The 17,470-nt window shown below is 64.3% G+C and carries 21 protein-coding genes; all 21 read right to left on the bottom strand.

Features of this window, described 5'->3' with window-relative positions:
- Positions 1-8: 8 nt before the first annotated feature.
- A complete protein-coding gene (locus NLM25_RS36970) occupies positions 9-713 on the bottom strand; it encodes a hypothetical protein (protein WP_254140181.1) in 705 nt (234 codons plus the stop codon).
- The gene (gene fliF, locus NLM25_RS36975; protein WP_254140182.1) at positions 710-2,338 is read right to left on the bottom strand and encodes a flagellar basal-body MS-ring/collar protein FliF; all 1,629 of its coding nucleotides are present in this window, start codon (positions 2,336-2,338) and stop codon (positions 710-712) included. The genes NLM25_RS36970 and fliF overlap by 4 nt, the downstream gene beginning before the upstream one ends.
- Positions 2,339-2,646: 308 nt before the next feature.
- Positions 2,647-3,555 (bottom strand): flagellin, encoded by a 909-nt coding sequence (locus NLM25_RS36980; protein ID WP_254122810.1) that lies wholly within the window; start codon positions 3,553-3,555, stop codon positions 2,647-2,649.
- Between the two features lie 295 nt (positions 3,556-3,850).
- Positions 3,851-4,759 carry a flagellin gene (locus NLM25_RS36985; RefSeq protein WP_254122812.1) on the bottom strand — a complete coding sequence of 303 codons (909 nt, stop codon included), beginning with the start codon at positions 4,757-4,759 and terminating at the stop codon, positions 3,851-3,853.
- 273 nt (positions 4,760-5,032) lie between these two features.
- Entirely contained in the window at positions 5,033-5,938 is a 906-nt protein-coding gene (locus NLM25_RS36990; protein ID WP_254122814.1) for a flagellin, read from the bottom strand.
- A 265-nt stretch (positions 5,939-6,203) separates the two neighbouring features.
- Positions 6,204-6,944, bottom strand: a complete 741-nt coding sequence (gene fliP, locus NLM25_RS36995; protein ID WP_254122816.1) for a flagellar type III secretion system pore protein FliP — start codon at positions 6,942-6,944, stop codon at positions 6,204-6,206.
- Positions 6,941-7,384 (bottom strand): flagellar basal body-associated FliL family protein, encoded by a 444-nt coding sequence (locus NLM25_RS37000; RefSeq protein ID WP_254140183.1) that lies wholly within the window; start codon positions 7,382-7,384, stop codon positions 6,941-6,943. The genes fliP and NLM25_RS37000 overlap by 4 nt, the downstream gene beginning before the upstream one ends.
- Positions 7,385-7,426: 42 nt before the next feature.
- On the bottom strand, positions 7,427-8,122 hold the full coding sequence (flgH, locus tag NLM25_RS37005; RefSeq protein WP_254122821.1) for a flagellar basal body L-ring protein FlgH: 696 nt from the start codon (positions 8,120-8,122) through the stop codon (positions 7,427-7,429).
- A complete protein-coding gene (locus tag NLM25_RS37010; protein ID WP_254140184.1) occupies positions 8,123-8,911 on the bottom strand; it encodes a MotE family protein in 789 nt (262 codons plus the stop codon). It lies immediately after the preceding gene.
- Between the two features lie 67 nt (positions 8,912-8,978).
- Positions 8,979-10,109 (bottom strand): flagellar basal body P-ring protein FlgI, encoded by a 1,131-nt coding sequence (gene flgI, locus NLM25_RS37015; RefSeq protein ID WP_254122824.1) that lies wholly within the window; start codon positions 10,107-10,109, stop codon positions 8,979-8,981.
- Entirely contained in the window at positions 10,106-10,582 is a 477-nt protein-coding gene (flgA, locus tag NLM25_RS37020) for a flagellar basal body P-ring formation chaperone FlgA (protein WP_254140185.1), read from the bottom strand. The genes flgI and flgA overlap by 4 nt, the downstream gene beginning before the upstream one ends.
- Positions 10,583-10,595: 13 nt before the next feature.
- Complete coding sequence (gene flgG / locus NLM25_RS37025) at positions 10,596-11,384, bottom strand: flagellar basal-body rod protein FlgG (RefSeq protein WP_212485126.1); 789 nt, start codon at positions 11,382-11,384, stop codon at positions 10,596-10,598.
- An 18-nt stretch (positions 11,385-11,402) separates the two neighbouring features.
- Positions 11,403-11,732: a flagellar hook-basal body complex protein FliE gene (locus tag NLM25_RS37030; protein ID WP_254140186.1), complete on the bottom strand. Its 330-nt coding sequence runs from the start codon at positions 11,730-11,732 to the stop codon at positions 11,403-11,405.
- Between the two features lie 2 nt (positions 11,733-11,734).
- Entirely contained in the window at positions 11,735-12,151 is a 417-nt protein-coding gene (gene flgC, locus NLM25_RS37035) for a flagellar basal body rod protein FlgC (RefSeq protein WP_074120477.1), read from the bottom strand.
- Between the two features lie 11 nt (positions 12,152-12,162).
- On the bottom strand, positions 12,163-12,564 hold the full coding sequence (flgB, locus tag NLM25_RS37040; RefSeq protein WP_254122827.1) for a flagellar basal body rod protein FlgB: 402 nt from the start codon (positions 12,562-12,564) through the stop codon (positions 12,163-12,165).
- Positions 12,565-12,628: 64 nt separating this feature from the next.
- Positions 12,629-13,714, bottom strand: a complete 1,086-nt coding sequence (flhB, locus tag NLM25_RS37045) for a flagellar biosynthesis protein FlhB (protein WP_254122828.1) — start codon at positions 13,712-13,714, stop codon at positions 12,629-12,631.
- A gap of 13 nt (positions 13,715-13,727) precedes the next feature.
- On the bottom strand, positions 13,728-14,768 hold the full coding sequence (locus NLM25_RS37050) for a flagellar motor switch protein FliG (protein WP_254122829.1): 1,041 nt from the start codon (positions 14,766-14,768) through the stop codon (positions 13,728-13,730).
- A 2-nt stretch (positions 14,769-14,770) separates the two neighbouring features.
- Positions 14,771-15,145 (bottom strand): flagellar motor switch protein FliN, encoded by a 375-nt coding sequence (gene fliN / locus NLM25_RS37055; RefSeq protein WP_254122830.1) that lies wholly within the window; start codon positions 15,143-15,145, stop codon positions 14,771-14,773.
- Between the two features lie 76 nt (positions 15,146-15,221).
- A complete protein-coding gene (locus tag NLM25_RS37060) occupies positions 15,222-15,536 on the bottom strand; it encodes a hypothetical protein (protein WP_254122831.1) in 315 nt (104 codons plus the stop codon).
- Positions 15,517-16,458 (bottom strand): flagellar motor switch protein FliM, encoded by a 942-nt coding sequence (locus NLM25_RS37065; protein WP_254122832.1) that lies wholly within the window; start codon positions 16,456-16,458, stop codon positions 15,517-15,519. The genes NLM25_RS37060 and NLM25_RS37065 overlap by 20 nt, the downstream gene beginning before the upstream one ends.
- On the bottom strand, positions 16,455-17,351 hold the full coding sequence (motA, locus tag NLM25_RS37070) for a flagellar motor stator protein MotA (protein WP_254122833.1): 897 nt from the start codon (positions 17,349-17,351) through the stop codon (positions 16,455-16,457). Before motA ends, NLM25_RS37065 begins: the two co-directional genes overlap by 4 nt.
- Between the last annotated feature and the right edge of the window lie 119 nt (positions 17,352-17,470).

A 17,470-nucleotide genomic window follows, 5' to 3' on the forward strand; every position in this document is an offset into this window, starting at 1 on the left:
ATGGCAGGTTACCGGCGCGCCTCGTCCAGACGTTCGCTCCATGCCGCAATCCGCGTCTCGATCACGGTCTGATCGGCGACGACGCGGACTTCGAATGTCTCGGCGGCCTCGTACTCGATGCCCGTGCGCCTGCTAGCCTCGAGCTGCGTCCGCACGAGGTCGAGCAGCTCACCCGGGCCGGTGATCTTGAACACCGGCACCGGCGAATTGCCGGTCAGCGCCGCGATCTGCTCGACCAGCGATCCGATCGCCTTGTCGCGGACCGCATCGGCGAGGAAGGGCAGCAATATGCGCGCGACCGAGCTTGCGATGTTGGTCTCGATCTCGCGGCAAGCCGACTCGAAGCCGCCGACGATCGCGACCGCCTGCTGGTCGGACCATTTGGCACGCTCCTCGCCGAGCCGGATCGCGCTGCGGACGCGCTCCTCGGCAACCCTGGCATCGCCTTCGGCAACACCGGCGGCGTGGCCGCGACGATAAGCGTCTTCCAGGAGATTGACCGGCGGAGCTTCTGCCTCGGGCGCCGGAAGCGGCGACTGAAGCTGCGGCTGCGATTGAGCCTGACGCTGCGGCTGGGCCTGAGGCTGCGGCTCGCGCCGGAGCTCCTTCGGCCGCGTCAGCACGTCCTGGATCTTGGGCGGCGGAGGCGGCGGTGCCTTGGCCCGGCCGTTCGCATCGAATTGCGTCAGGAGTTTTCCGATTGCCGCGTTCATGCTGCCTCCTCGCGTCGCATCCAGTCTTTAAGGATTGCTGCCGCCTGCATCTGATCGAGACGGACGATCTGCTCCAGGCGCTTCTGCGGCGTCCGCTGCATCTTGCCCTCGAGGTCTTCGACGAGGTTGAGCTCGGGATCCTGACTTTCAGCCAATGCAAGGGCCGTGGCAGCTTCGAGCTCGGCAGCTTCAGCCGCCTCGGTCTGCTCCTGCGCCGCGCGATGGGTCAGGATGCCGTTGACCGCCGGCCGAAGGCCGAACCAGACCAGCATCGAAGCAACGGCCAGGATGGTCACCGCGTTGATGACGCTGCCGAGCTGCTTGTTGATCATCTCGACGAAGCTGATCGGCGGCACCGGAGCAAGCTCGCGCGAGCCTTCGACGAAGTCGACGGCCGTGACCTGGATCTGGTCGCCGCGCTGCTTGTCCAGTCCGCCGGCGGTCGCCGCGAGCGCGCTGATCTCGGCGAGCTTGCTGTCGACGATGGCCTGGTTGCTCTTGTCGCCGAGATCGGCGACGAGCCGCGCGCGGTTGACCAGCACAGCGATGAAGAGCTTCTTGACCGAATAGCCGTCGCTCACCGTCGTCGTGGTCTTGGATGATACCTCGAAATTGGTGACGTCCTCGCGGCGGGTCTTGTCCTCGCTGGAGTTCTTGCCGCCGCCGGCGTTCACCTGCTGGTCGGGAAGGTTCTGCTGCACCGTGGTCGGCTGCGAACGGTCCGCGTTCTGCGACGATTCCTTCTCGCGCACGTTCCGGACCGAACGCTCGGCACGGCTCTCCGGGTCGTAGACGGTCTCGTTGATCTGCCGCTTGTCGGTGGAGAGCTGCGGAGCGACGCTCACCTCGAAATTGTCCAGACCGAGATATGGCGTCAGCGCCTTGCGGATGTTCTCCTGCACCATCCCGCCGACGGTCTTCTGGAGGCTCGCCATCTTGGTCGGCGCGGCGCTCGCCTCGTCCTCTTCGGCGAGCAGCATCGAACCGTCGGCATCCAGCACCGTCACCTTGTCGCGGCTCATGCCGGGAATGGCGGCGGCGACGAGATGACGGATCGACTGCGCCGTGCGTGCTTCGATGGCGCCGTCGGTGCGCAGCACGACCGATGCGGAGGGCGGCTGCTGCGTCCCGCGGAAAGAGCCGCGCACCGGCAGCACGATATGCACCCGCGCCGCCTTCACGCCCTTCATCAACTGCACCGTGCGCGCGATTTCACCTTCCAGCGCCCGGAGCTTGGTGACCTCCTGCATGAACGAGGTCAGGCCGAGCGAGCCGATCTTGTCGAACAGCTCGTAGCCGGAATTGGCGCTGGTCGGCAGCCCCTTCTCGGCGAGCAGCATCCGCGCCTGCATGGTCTGGCTCGGGCGTACCGAAATGGCGTCGCCGGCCGTACTGACATCGAAGGTGATGTTCTGCTCGCGGAGCGCCGCGCCGATGCGCGTCACGTCTTCACGGTTCAGACCGGTATAGAGCGTTTCGAACTCGGGCCGGCTCAGATAATAGGCGCCGCCGACGACGGTGACGAGAACGGCAAAACCGATCAATCCCAAGGCCATCAGGCGCCGCGGCCCAAGCTCCAGCAGATTGTTGAGCAGTTGCTGTACCTGCGCACGACTGAGCAGCATATGACCTCGTACCAATGCGAACGTATGGGACACTCCGCTGCCAACCTTGTCTGAAGGTTGCGCGCGGACACGAATGTGTCAGTTCGCAGGCGCGACGTTGCAATTTTACAAGAAGCTCGGCCGACGCGGTCGGTTCGCCGGCAACAACAAGCGGCGCCGGGCGCGTTGGCGCGCGATCGGCTGCGATGCATTGCACGAGACTGGCGTCAGGAGGTCAATTGCGGGCACATCGTGTGCCACCAAACCCCGCCGTTCATGGCGGGGACCGTGCTCCCATAGGGAGCACGGTCATTGTCGAGGTCAAAAACTTACTTGAACAGCGACAGGATGCTCTGGCTGTTCTGGTTGGCGATCGAGAGCGCCTGCACGCCGAGCTGCTGCTGGGTCTGGAGCGCCTGGAGGCGGGTCGATTCCGCGTTCATGTCGGCGTCGACGAGCTGGCCGACACCGCGATCCACCGAGTCCATCAGAGTCTTGACGAACTCCGTGTTGGTCGAGATGCGGTTCTTGACCGCGCCGAGATCGGCGGCGGCGGAGGCCACCGAGTTGATGCCAGCGGTGAGCTGCGCGATGTAGCCATCGAGCGTGGTCATGTCGGCGGTCGAGTCGGTCAGCGCCGAGATGTTGATCGTGTTGATCGACGCTGGGCCGCTCACCTTGTCCAGGATGCCGGTCTGGGTCGCGGTATAGAGCGAGTAGTTGGCGATCGTCAGGGTGATGGACCCGATCGTGGGCGTGCCGCTGACGCGCGAGAACGACGACACCAGGTTGAAGGTCGCCGGCGTGGTCGCGGTCGTGCTCAGCCAGTTCACGCCGTTGAAGGTGGCCGCATCGGCGGTGCCCTTCATCTGCTGCTGAATCTGGGTGATGTCGGCCTGGATCTTGGCGCGGTCGATACCCGCGGTCTTGGCTTCGACCAGCAGCGCCTGGAGCTTGGTCAGGCCACCGGTCTTGTCGCCGACGACAGCGGTCAGAGCGGTATATTCGGTATCGACGGTCGCAGCCGACAGACCGAGCGAGTCGGAGACGGCGGAGAGCGCGGCGTTGTCGGCGCGCATCGAGGTTGCGATCGACCAGTAGGCGGCGTTGTCCGAAGCAGTCGCAACGCGCTGGCCGGTCGAGATCCGGTTCTGCGTCGTCGCGAGCTGCGAGCTGACGCTCCGCAAGGTCTGGAGCGCGGTCATTGCGGCAGAATTGGTAAGCAGGCTCGAAGCCATTCTTGACGTCCCTTTGAAACGGATTGAATTTTTGGGGACATACCGGGCTTGCACCGGTACGGCAGGGCGGCATCATGCCTTTGGGCGGCGGAAATGCAGGCCCAACCTGTCGTAGCGCGACACTAGCGCGCGAAGTTTGCGCGAGGCTTGTGTCTCTGTGACCGAACCGCAACAAGGTGAGCCAGGTCGAGGCACGCAGTGCCACCCGATCGCGGCTATACCGCGACTAGTGCAGGCCAAAATGAAAAGGGCCGCGCTTCGCGAGAAGCGCGGCCCCCTCAGATAGTTTCGAGGCTTAGCGGAACAGCGACAGGATGCTCTGGCTGTTCTGGTTGGCGATCGAGAGCGCCTGAACGCCGAGCTGCTGCTGGGTCTGGAGAGCCTGAAGGCGGGTCGATTCCGCGTTCATGTCAGCGTCGACGAGCTGACCGACACCGCGATCCACCGAGTCCATCAGGGTCTTGACGAACTCCGTGTTGGTCGAGATGCGGTTCTTGACGGCGCCGAGATCGGCGGCGGCGGAGGCCACCGAGTTGATGCCAGCGGTGACCTGCGCGATGTAGCCATCGAGCGTGGTCATGTCGGCGGTCGAGTCGGTCAGCGCGGAGATGCTGATCGTGTCGATCGAGGCAGCGCCGCTCACCTTGTCCAGGATGCCGGTCTGGGTCGCCGTGTAGAGCGAGTAGTTGGCGATCGTCAGGGTGATGGAGCCGATCGTCGGCGTGCCGCCGACGCGCGAGAACGACGACACCAGGTTGAAGGTCGCCGGCGTGGTCGCGGTCGTGCTCAGCCAGTTCACGCCGTTGAAGGTCGCCGCAGCGGCGGTGCCCTTCATCTGCTGCTGGATCTGGGTGATGTCGGCCTGGATCTTGGTGCGGTCGATACCGGCGGTCTTGGCTTCGACCAGCAGCGCCTGGAGCTTGGTCAGGCCGCCGGTCTTGTCGCCGACAACCGCCGTCAGAGCGGTGTATTCGGTATCGACGGTCGCGGCCGACAGACCGAGCGAGTCGGAGACGGCGGAGAGCGCGGCGTTGTCGGCGCGCATCGAGGTCGCGATCGACCAGTAGGCGGCGTTGTCCGAAGCAGTCGCAACGCGCTGGCCGGTCGAAATCCGGTTCTGCGTGGTGGCGAGCTGCGAGCTGACGTTGCGGAGGGTCTGCAGCGCGGTCATTGCAGACGAGTTGGTGAGCAGACTAGAACCCATTTTGATGTCCCTTTGGAGATTGAATTGAGTTTGGGGACATACCGGGCTTGCACCGGTACGACAGGGCGGCGTCATGCCTTTGGGCTGCGGAAGAGCGGGTTAGGGCCCAACCTGTCGTAACGACCGCGATAGCACTTGAAGCTTGTGCGAGGCTTGTGGCTCTGTGGCCCGACCGCAACAGAGAGAGCCGATTTATGGCGTGCGCGCGGCGTCACGCCAAACGAAAGGGCCGCGCTTCGCGAGAAGCGCGGCCCCCTCAGAGAGTGTCGAAGCTTAGCGGAACAGCGACAGGATGCTCTGGCTGCTGTTGTTGGCGATCGAGAGCGCCTGCACGCCGAGCTGCTGCTGAACCTGGAGAGCCGCCAGACGGGTTGACTCCTGGTTCATGTCGGCGTCGACGAGCTGGCCGATACCGCGATCAATCGAGTCCATCAGCGACTTCACGAAGTCCGTGTTGGTCGAGATACGGGTCTTGACCGCACCGAGATCGGCGGCGGCCGAGGCCACCGAGTTGATCGCCGTGGTGACCTGCGCGATGTAGCCATCGAGCGTGGTCATGTCGGCCGTCGAGTCGGTCAGCGCGGAGATGCTGATCGTGTTGACCGAAGCCGTGCCGCTCACCTTGTCCAGGATACCGGTCTGGGTCGCGGTGTAGAGCGAGTAGTTGGCAACCGTCAGGCTGATCGAGCCCGTGGTGGGCGTGCTACCGACGCGGGAGTACGACGACACCAGGCTGAAGGTCGCCGGCGTGGTCGCAGTCGTGCTCAGCCAGTTCACGCCGTTGAAGGTTGCCGCATCCGCGGTGCCCTTCATCTGCTGCTGGATCTGGGTGATGTCGGCCTGGATCTTGGTGCGGTCGATACCGGCGGTCTTGGCCTGGACCAGCAGGGACTGGAGCTTGGTCAGACCGGAGCTGCTGTCACCGATGACCGAGGTCAGAGCGGTGTATTCGGTGTCGACGGTCGCGGCCGACAGACCGAGCGAGTCGGAGACCGCGGAGAGCGCGGCGTTGTCGGCGCGCATCGAGGTTGCGATCGACCAGTAGGCGGCGTTGTCCGAAGCGGTGGCCACGCGCTGGCCGGTCGAGATCCGGTTCTGCGTGGTGGAGAGTTGCGAACTCACAGACCTCAGGGTCTGGAGTGCGGTCATGGCGGTCGAGTTCGTAAGCAGGCTTGACATTGCGTATGTCCCTTTGATGTACGCGTTACATTTTCACGAGGGGACATACCGGGCTTTCACCGGTACGGAGGGGCGGCATCATGCCTTTGGACTGATGTGGGTGGGGTCCAACCCGCCGTGCCGCATTGCTAGCACGTCGAATCTTGCTTCGAGATTAAGGGCAGCCTGAATTTCGTAGCAAAATCATATGGTTAACATTACCCAACGCTAACCATAAGCCGGTACTTCTCGCTAACCATAACCAGCCGGCCGGCAATCGCGGCGCTTAAGAGAACGACCGCACCAGGCCCGAGGCGAGCAGATTCCAGCCGTCGATCAGGACGAAGAACAGCACCTTGAACGGCAGTGCGAGGATCGAAGGCGGCATCATCATCATGCCCATCGACATGGTCAGCGTCGCCACGATCATGTCGATGACGAGGAACGGCAGGATGATCAGGAATCCGATCTCGAACGAGCGCCTGAGCTCCGAGATCATGAAGGCCGGAATGATCACGCGCAAATCGATGCGCTTGTCGTCGAACTTCTTGCGAAAGCTCTCCGCAGCAAGCGCCTCGAAGGTCTGGAGATCCTTGTCGCGGACATGAGCCAGCATGAACTCGCGGAACGGATCGGTGATCTTCAGATAGGCTTCTTCCTCCGAGATCTCGTTCTTCATGAGAGGCTGGATGCCGGTCTCCCAGGCGCGATCGAAGGTCGGAGCCATCACGTAGAAGGTCATGAACAGCGCGAGGCTGATGAGCACCAGATTGGCCGGCGTGGTCTGGAGACCGAGGCCGGAGCGCAGGAACGACAGCGACACCGCAAATCTCGTGAAGCTCGTCACCATGATGAGCAGGCCCGGCGCCACCGACAGCACCGTGATCAGCGCCATCAGCTGGATGATCCGGCCGCTGGTCGAGCCGTTGCCGGGCGGCAGCAGCGAGTTGAGATCCGGAATCTGGGCCAGCGCCACCTCGGGCAGCACGACCAGAACCAACGCGAGCAGCAGGACTCTCACTCTCACTGAATCACCAACGTCTCAATGATCAATTCGCGGATCTTGCCCGACGAGCGGATATTGGCGCGCTCGGTCAGGTCGTCGCGCAGATGCTGGAGCCCGCGCGATCCCTCGAACTGGCCAACCGATGCCGACCGCAGATAGGTCACGATGTCCTCGCTGATATGGGCGGCGAGGATGCCGGCATCCTCGTCGCTCATGCTTTCGGTCACCATGGAGGCTTCGACACGGGCCCAGTTGTTGGCCGGCGCGGCGAGATTGGTCACGATCGGGGACAGTTTCCTCAGCCGCGCGCTGCCGGCGTAGCTCGTGGCAAGGGGCGGCGGCGTGGCGCTCTTCTTCGCGTCGGCGACGCGCTGTGCGGCCGCGAACAGATGCAGGCCGGCAACCGCGCCCGCGCCGATCGCGATCAGGGTCAGCGCCACAATGGTCGCAATCAGGCGCATCACGTCCCCAGCCCTCGCGGTGCGGCCCGGCCGGCGCTGCTCTCAGAATGGTGCCACGGCGTCATAGATCCGATGTCCCCATCCAGGCTGCTGCACGTCAGACAGATTTCCGCGACCGCCATAGGACACACGCGCCTCGGCGATCTTCTCGTAGGAGATCGTGTTGGTGCGCGAGATATCGCGCGGACGCACGATGCCGCCGACGTTGAGCACGCGCATCTCGGTGTTGACCTTGAACTCCTGCGATCCGCTGATCATCATATTGCCGTTCGGCAAAACGTCGGTGACGACGGCGGCGATCGACAGCTTGATGTCCTCGGTGCGGTCGATCTGACCGTTGCCCTTGATCTGGGTGTTGGTGCTGAGATTGGCGTTGGCCGAACCCTTGTCGTTCCATCCGGCGACGTCCATCAGCCAGTCGAGGCCGAACTTGATCTGCGAATCGCGCGAGCGGTCGGTCTTGTTGTCGAGCTTGGCCTTGTCCTGCATCGAGATGATCACCGTCACGACGTCGCCGGTGCGCCGGGCGCGGGGATCGCGGTAGAGATCGGTGCCGTCGTCCCAGGTCGAGCGATAGCTGACGGGCGAGCGCAGGCGGGGCGTCACCGGGATCGGATCGGCCTGCGTCCTCAGGCCGCTTCCGACCGGCGACAAGCGCGGACCGGTCAGGACCTCGGCCGGATCATTGACGCATCCGGCAAGCGACAACAGCGACAGGATGAGGATCAGATGCTTCATCTATTTGGTCTTTCCGTCATCCACGCGACGCATTCCGCCGAGCAGGTCCGCGAGGTGCGCCGCACGTGCCGTATCCATCTCGTTGAAGATTGCGCTCGAGCTCCTCGGGCTGAGTTTTGCGAGCACGGCGGCGGCGGTCTCGTCCGCCATGCCGGCGATCTGGGTCGCGGCAGCGTCCGGCTTCATGCGCGAGTAGATCTCGACGACCTGCGCTTCGGCCTTCTTCAGGAAGTCGTCGCGCAGCGCCATCCATTTCTCGTATTCGGCGCGCTTGGCCTCGACCTCGGCGATCCGCTCGCGGAGCTGGGTCTCGGCCTTCTCCAGCTCCTTGAGCTGCCAGGCCAGCCGCGCGTCGACAGCGGGGTCGGCGACATTGCTGCAGAACAGGGCGACCTCATTGTCCGCAGGCACGGCAGCCTGAGCGGGCGCGGGCTTCGGCGGCGCGGTGACGCTGCCTGGCTTGGCCGGGCGCACGGGCGCGGCCGCGGGCGCCGGAGCCGGCGCACGTGTCGGTGCAGGCGACTCTGGCGCCGGCACCGCGCCGGTGATTGCGGGCCCTGAGTCTTCGGCTGCCCACGCCGTCGCCCGGATCGACGCGTTGTCGCCCGCTATCGGCGAGGCCGGCGGATACGGCTTCTGCGGCCCGGGCGCGCGGGCACGCGCGAAGGACAGCAGGTTGAGCGGCCTTGTCGGTTTGGCCTCCTCCAGCGCCAGAACGGGCGAAGCGCATCCAAGCGCGGCAGCCGCGACCAGGACGAGGAGTTTGGCTTTGTGATCCAGCTTCAGCATCGGGTCGCGGGCGATTCTCGGTCGAGACCTGAGCATTGAGCGACCAAGCTTGCACGACGCTTGCGCATCATTGCACGATGACATCGGCCTGGAGGGCGCCGGCCGTTTTGATCGCCTGGAGGATCGCGATGATGCCTGATGGTTTAAGGCCGATCTGGTTCAACCCGCGCACCAGCCGCTGAAGATCGACGCCGCTCAGGATCGCCACCTGCGATCCGGCCTCGTTGGCTTCGACGATGGTCTGGGGAACGACGACCGTCTTTCCTTGCGAGAATGGCGCCGGCTGCGACACCACGGGAAGCTCGGTGACACGAACCGTCAGATTGCCGTGCGTCACGGCAACGGTCGATATGCGTACGTCGCGCCCGATCACCACGGTGCCGGTGCGCTCGTTGATCACCACCCGCGCCGGCGTGTCCGGCTCTACCGTCAGCTCGCCTATTTCCGCGAGGAAACGGACCGGGCCGATATGGCGCGGCTTCGACAGCACGATCGTGCGGTAGTCGCGCTCGAAGGCGATCTGCGCGCGATAGCGGCCGCCGGCGTAGCGGTTGATGGCGTCGAGGATCCGCGTCGCGGTCACGAAATCGGGGTTCTTGAGCTCAAGCACCAGGAACTCCATTTCATGGAGGCTTCCCTGCACCTCGCGCTCGACCAGCGCACCGTTCGGGATGCGGCCTGCGGTCGGCGTGCCCTGGCTGACGTTCTGCGCCTGCCCTCCCACGCTATAACCGGCGACCGTGACCGCGCCCTGCGCCACCGCGTAGACCGCTCCGTCCGCCGCGCGCAGCGACGTCATCACCAGCGTGCCGCCGAGCAGCGAGGTCGCATCGCCGAGTGACGACACGGTCACGTCCATGCGCTCGCCCGCACCGATCGACGGTTGCAGATCCGCAGTCACCATCACGGCCGCGACGTTGCGCGTGCGCAGCGTGGTCGGACGCGGGGGATTGTTGGTGCTCGTGGTCTCGTTCCTGACATTGATGCCCATGTTCTCGAGCATCGATTGCAGGGACTGCTCCGTGAACGGGGCATTGCGAAGCGTGTCGCCGGTGCCGTTCAGGCCGATGACGAGGCCGTAGCCGACGATCTGGTTTTCACGCAGTCCCTTGATGTCCGCGATGTCCTTGATGCGGACGGCGGCCTGGGCGCTGGCGGCGGAAACGAGCAGGACGAGCGCGAGCAGGAATCTGGTCATGATCCGTCCACGACCTTGACGGTGCCGTCGGGCTGGACGACGCCCCTGATGATCACGCCGGTGTCGGTGTTTCGCACCGGGATGAGCGCGCCGGCTGCGCCCGACTGCATCGCCGCGCCGTAAGTGACGATCGACAGGCCGCTGTCTTCCACCACGACCTTGACCATGGCGCCGCGGGCAATGGTCCAGGGATCCTCGACTGAGTTTGACGGGATCGGCTGGCCTGGCAGCAATGCGCGCCGCGCCATGCGGCCGACCAGGACCTGGCGCGCTTCGATGAACATGGCGACGCCGAGCACGTTCGGCGCGAAGGCGCGTTCCGTGATCATGTCATCCCGGATCAGCTCGCCGGCGCGGATCGACACCGCAGGCACCGGAAGCCGCTTCTCCTCGGCCGCGGCGACGCGCGCCGCGACGAGAACCAGCAGCACGGCGGCCAACCCGCGCACCATCAGGCCCACCCTGTTCAACATCGAGACACCGGAACTAGCGCATGCCCTTCGAGACCGTCGAAGCCATTTCATCCGAGGCCTGGATGACCTTGGCATTCATTTCGTAGGCGCGCTGCGCCGAGATCAACTCGGTGATTTCCTTGACCGGATCGACGTTCGAGGCTTCGAGATATTGCTGGTTGATCTTGCCGTAGCCGGAATCGCCCGGCAGTCCGACGACCGGCGTGCCGGACGCCGTGGTCTCGCGATAGAGATTGCTGCCGAGCGGCTCGAGGCCGGCTTCGTTGGCGAAGTTGGCGAGGTTGAGCTGGCCGATCTGCCGCGGGTTGATTTCCGTGTCCAGCTTGGCAAACACCTGTCCGGTCTGGTTGACCGTGACCTGAACCGTTCCCTGCGGCACCGTGATCGCGGGATCCAGCAGATAGCCGTCGATGGTGACCAGCTGGCCGTTGGCGTTGGTATTGAACGAACCCGCGCGGGTGTATTGCACCTCGTTGTTCGGGCCCAGCACCTGGAACCAGCCGCGGCCGTTGATCGCGAGGTCGTAGGGGTTTCCGGTCTGCGTCAGCGCACCCTGGATGTGCAGCTTGCGGATGGCGGCCGACTTGACGCCGAGGCCGAGATTGGAGCCTTCCGGGATCGGCGAGGAGCCGTTGACGTTCGCGACGCCCTGCATGCGGTCCATCTGGTAGAACAGATCGGTGAATTCCGCGCGCGCACGCTTGTACGACGTCGAGTTGATGTTGGCGATGTTGTTCGCGATGACTTCGATGTTGGTCTGCTGGGCGTTCATGCCCGTGGCCGCAATGGCGAGCGATTTCACTTACGTCACTCCTTCAGATCAAATCGACATCCGAACGACTTCCTGGTAGGCCTGCACGACCTTGTCGCGAACCGCGACCGCCGTCTGCAGAGCCTGCTCGGCCGACATCAGCGCCTCAACGACCTTGCGGGTCGATTCCTTGCCCGTCATTGCCGAGATCGACGCCGCCTCGCCCGCCTTCAGCGTGCCTATCGCGTCAGTCGTCACCTGCTTCATCACCGATTCAAATCCGACATCGTCGGCGGACTGGATCGCGGTCGGTGCCGCGGGCGCGATGGCCTGCGCCTCGGTCGCGCGGGATGCGGCCTGGCCTGCGGAAATCGCCGTGGATGAAATCGCCTCAAGCATTGTCAGCTCCTCAGCAGGTCGATGGTCATGCCCAGCATCGACCTCACCTGTTTCACGACCTGGAGATTGGCTTCATAGGACCGGTTGACTTCCCGCATGTCCGCCATCTCGATCATCATGTTGACGTTCGGCAGCTTGACGTAGCCGGCCTTGTCGGCGGCGGGATGGCCCGGATCGTACTCCACGCGGTACGGCGTGGTGTCGACCCCGATCTCCTTGACCTTCGCAAGCTGCGCGCCCGAGGCGCGGTCCATGGCGGCATCGAACGTGATGGTCTTGCGCTGATACGGATCGGCACCGGCAGCGCGGCCCGTCGACGTCGCGTTGGCAAGATTTTCCGATACGATGCGCATGCGCGTCGACTGGGCTTCGAGCCCGGAGCTCGCGACCGTCAATGACGCTTGCAGTGAGTCCAGCATGTCAATTCACCTCAGCTCTTCGCGCTCGACAGCAGCATGCGGTGAAACGATCGCACGACCGCCGAGTTCATCGAGTAGTCGCGACTGACGTCGCTGCCCTTGATCATTTCCTGCTCGAGGCTCACGGAGTTGCCGGAGTGAACCACTTCCCAGCTGTCCTTCTTCGCGGTCTTCCGTGTATCGGTCTCGGCCGCGGACAATTGCATGTGCGAGGGCGATGTCGTCGCAAGCCTGACCGGCGTGTTGTCGAGCACCTTGTTGAAGGGCTCGACGTCGCGTGCTTTGAAGCCGGGTGTGTTGGCATTGGCGACGTTGGTCGCGATGGTCGACTGGCGGAGCTCGAGGTAGCGCGCCTGCGACGATGCGAGTTCGAAGAGATAAAGCGGTCCCACGACTGCCCCATTATGATTCATTAAGGAGAAGTTTAGGGCCGCAAGCTTTCGTCAGGCTGATGCAGCCGACGTCATCCTCGGAAATCTACTGAACCTTCTCAGTCCGCGGCGCCTGCTTGGACTGGAGGAAGTAGATGATCTCGGCGACCGGCCGGAAGAACTCCGCCGGAATCACCTGATCGACCTGCACTGCTTCATAGAGTGCGCGCGCCAGCGCCTTGTTCTCGATCACCGGAATCCGGTTCTGCTCGGCGACTTCGCGGATCTTCAGCGCGATCACGTCCATGCCCTTGGCGACGACCATGGGCGCGGCGTTTTCCTCGCGCTTGTAGCGCAGCGCGATCGCGAAGTGCGTCGGGTTCGCGATCACGAGCGTCGCACGCGAAGCCGAGGCGATCATGCGCTGGCGCGAGCGGTCGCGCGCCAGCGAGCGCAGGCGCGCCTTGATCAGCGGATCGCCCTCGGCCTGCTTGTGTTCGTCCTTGATCTCCTGCTTCGTCATGCGCAGCTCGCGCCGCCAGTGGAAGCGCGCCCAGGCGAGGTCGATCGCGACCAGGACGATCGTCGCGATGCAGATCGCCGAGACGATCCGCATCGCGATGTTGAGAATCATCTCCGGCAGCGCGACCGGATCGGTGTACATCGCCTCGAACGCCTTCGCTTCCGACGAGCGCAGCACGAAGGCAACGACGGCCGTCACCGAGACGAGCTTGAACAGCGACTTGGCGAACTCGACGAGGCCCTGCGTTCCGAACAGCCGGCTCCAGCCGCTGATCGGGGAGATTCGCGACAGCTCCGGCTTGATGCGCTCCAGCACCAGGCGCGGCACATTCTGCAGCAACGATGCGGCGAGGCCAAACACCGCCAGGGTAACGAGCAGCGGCACCAGGAATCGCAGCGACTCGAGCCCCACCGCGGTGAGCAGGTTTCGCGCGTCTGCACCGTTGCTGAGCGGGAAGCCTTCGGGATCGTCGAGCAGGCTCTTCAGCGTCAACGTCAATTGCTGCGCGCCCTGGCCGATCAGGAACGCCTGGATCACCATCAGCGCGGCCATCGAGGCGAGGATGGAAGCCTCCCGAGAGACCGGGATTTTGCCCTGTTCGAGCGCATCGCGGACTTTCTTCTCGGTCGGCTCTTCTGTCTTGCTCTCCTGATCGGATGTTTCTGCCATGCCCGTTCAGCGGTCAGCGGAAGACCAGCTCATCCTCCTGCTCGGGGTTGAGCTCGATTTCGCCCTTCTCCGCGAGCTCGAGTGCAAGGTCGGTGATGACGCGGCGCGCCTCCAGCACGTCGCGCTGGTTCGACGGCTCGCCGATGGCAAGCTCGTGCTCGACGACGCGGCGGACACGCGAGGCGACAGAGGACAGGATCAGTTCGCGGAAGTGCTTGTCCGTGCCCTTCAGCGCGATCACGATACGATCGGTCGGCACCTGATCGAAGATCATGGTACGTGCCTTCGGCGTCAAATTGACGACGTCGTCGAAGGTGAACAGCAGCTCCTTCAGAACTTCAGCCGACTTCGGCCGCTTCTCCGACAGGCTCTTCAGCATGTCCTCGATGTGGCCGCGCTCCATCTTGTTGATGATGTCGGCGACGCGCGCGTAGGTGTCCGCGCCGAGGTTGCGGGCGAAGTTGAGCGTCAGGTCCTCGTGCAAGGTCTTCTCGAGGACCTTCATCGCGTCGTCGACGATGGGCTTGAGGCTGAGCACGCGCCGCATCAGCTCATTGCGCAGGCTCGACGGCAACTGGCTCATGACCTTGGCGGCGCAGGACGGCTTGACCTTGGACAGGATCAGCGCCGCGGTTTGCGGATGCTCCTTGGAGAGGTACGTCGCCAGCGAGTTCTCCGACACCGACGAGACGCGGTCCCACACCGACCGGCTCGAATTGCCGAGCAGGTCCGACATGATCGCCGAGACCTGGTCGGCCGGAAGCACGTCGCCGAGCACGGCTTCCAGGCCCCCGATGGTGCCGAGAATGTTGGCGCCCATCGAGAACTGCTGGGCGAATTCCTCAACGATCGACTCGAGTTCCTGCGCGGTGATCGGCCGCAGCTCGGCCGCGGCCTTGGTGACGATACGGATATCCTGCGGCTCGAACTGCGCGAGCACGCTCGCGGCCGCCTGCCGGCCCATGGCCAACAGGAGCGCAGCGACCTTTTCCGTTCCGCCCAGCGTGGCGACGCCTCGCTGCTTGATGGGAGCGATGCCGACCTGTGCCGCCATGGTCAGGTATCACCCTGCCCCAGCGGTCCAACGATCTCCGTGAGCGAGACACCGAAGCGGGAATTATCCTCTTCGACGACGACCACCTCGCCACGGGCAACGACGCGGCCATTGACCACGACGTCGACGGGCTCGCCGACGCGGTGATCCAGCGGAACCACGGCGCCGCGGCCGAGCTTCATCAGATTCGCGACCGGAATGGTCGCCGACCCCAGCACCACCTGCATCGTGACGGGAATGCGCAGGATGGCATCGACATTGGCGAATTTGCCGGTTTCCTCCGCCGTGCGCGCGGCGATCTCCGCCAGCCGTTCCAGCGGAGACGCATCGGTCTCCGCCGATGCCGATGCAGACTCATATTCGAAAGATTGCGCCATTTGGTATCGCCTCTTGGTATTTCCGCTGCCGGAGCGCCGCGACGTTCCGATCGCACGTGTCCTGCAAGTCCCGAATTCAGTGCTTGTTCGCCTCGGTGCCGCTCATGGTCGCCGCCGGTTGCAGCCCGCTCCGCGCGTCGAGCGCCGCGATCGCCTCGTGGGCCTGATCGATCTTCGTGCTCAGCACATTGGCGAGCCGGCCCAGATTTGCGGTGGAATCATGCGCCGCGGTGATGACGGTGTCGAAGGCGCCCGCCGTCTCGTGGACGATGGTCGAGAATTCGCCCTGGTAGCTGCGCAGCCGCGCCAATTCGCGGTGCATCCGGGTTACCCTCATGCTGGTGAAGGCCAGCGCGATCAGCAGCACGGCATCAACGAGATAGGATATCATCAACGAACTCCCGCTTCTGATCGACGGGATCCGCCACCTGCATGGCGTAATAGCCATCAAGCTGGCCGATCTGGCACCAGAACAGCACCTGGTTGTTGCTCTCGAGCCGGGCGAGCGTGCGCGGCGTGGCTTCGAGCTCGAGCACCTGTCCGACATGGAATTTCACGACGTCGTCGAGGGATATCATTTTCTCGTCGAGCACCGCGCTCAGCGTCACCTCGGTGCGGTGAACCTCGCTCTCCATCTGCTCGCGCCAACGCGGATCGGTCGTGCGGCCGTCGCTGGCGGTGACGGTTGCAAGCTTCTGCCTGAGCGGGTTGAGCGCGGAGTGCGGAATGATCAGGAACATCTGGCCGCCGCGATAGAGCGCCTGCACCATCATGTTCGCGCAGATCGACATGTTGCTGGCGCGCCCGATCGCCAGCGACGCCATCGCCGTCTCGACCCGCTCGACCCGGAAGGTGACGTTTGACGTACCAGCAAAGGCGCCCTGCAGCGCCTTGGCGAACCGCTCGAACAGCGCCTGGACCAGCCGAATCTCGATGTTGGAGAAGGTGCGCTCGACGTCGAGCGGCGGCTCGGCGCCGTCGGAGCCGAACATCGCCTCGACCATCGTGAACACGAAGTCGCGGTCCAGCATGATGATGACGCGCGAGTCCCACTGCTCGGCATAGAGCACCGCAGCGACCGCGTTGCCCTCGTAGTCCTTGATGATGTCGCCGAGAGGATCATTGGTGATGCCATTGACCGAGAAATAGCACGGCGTTCCGGCCATCGGCTGCAGGCTGTCGGTGCACGATGCCGCCATGCGATCGAAGATCACATTGAGCATCGGCATGCGCTCGATCGATATGCCGGCGGCGTCCAGCAGATAGTTCGGCAGCTGCTTCCGCTGATCGACGTCCGCGTCTTCCATCATCATGCGCGCGCAGCCTTGGGTTCAGCGTCGGTCACGACGGCCTTGGGACCCGCGATCGTCTCGTTCTCGACGACGTCGATCGAGGGCCGCTCGTTGCTCGCGATCATCTTGCGGCCGTGCTCGACGGCGATCTGAGGCATGGCGCCGTTCATGAACGCCAGCAGCGTCTGCTTGACGATGATGTAGGGCCGGCAGCGCTTCTCGCGCGTCATCTTGATCTTGATCGCAAAGGGCGAAAGGACGCCGTAGGACAGGAAGATGCCGGCGAAGGTGCCGACGAGCGCCGCACCGATGAAGCCGCCAAGGAGCTTCGGCGACTGGTCGAGCGCGCCCATGGCCTTGATGACGCCGAGCACGGCGGCGACGATGCCGAGCGCCGGCAGCGCCTCGGACACCACCACGATCGAATTATAGGGCGCCAGCTTGGCCTTCACGATGGTGTGGATCTCCTCGTCCATCAGCGCTTCGATCTCGTGCGTGCGCGCATTGCCCATGATTATGAGGCGGACATAGTCGCAGATGAATTGCAGCAGCGGCGGATCGCCGAGCACGCTCGGGAACGCCTTGAAGATCTCGGAGGACGCGGGGTCGTCGATATGCGCCTCGACCTCGTTGCGCCCTTTGCCCCGCAATTCGCGCATCAGGGCATGGAGCGCCCCGAGCAGATCGAGGTAGTAGCGCTCACCCGGCACCGCGCCGGTGATCGCCTGCATGCAGGCCACCCCGGTATCCACGACCGTTTTCCACGGATTGGCCACGATGAAGGTGCCGACCGCGGTACCCATGATGATCACGAATTCCCACGGCTGCATGAGCACGGCCAGATGGCCGCCCATGGCGGCAAATCCGCCAAGCAGCGCCGCTACCGTGATGAAAATCCCCACGAAACTGCCCAACGCGCCGCTCCATCGCCGATCCCGTCGGGAATATCTAGTCGGCGAGCCTTGCGCGAAGCTGGCTTCCCGGTCGCCAGCCCCGCGCAAGCATTTCGCGGCAGCTTGGGACGATGTCGCAG

Origin of the sequence: Bradyrhizobium sp. CCGB01, from assembly GCF_024199795.1 — a bacterium.
In the GTDB taxonomy this organism is placed as follows: domain Bacteria; phylum Pseudomonadota; class Alphaproteobacteria; order Rhizobiales; family Xanthobacteraceae; genus Bradyrhizobium.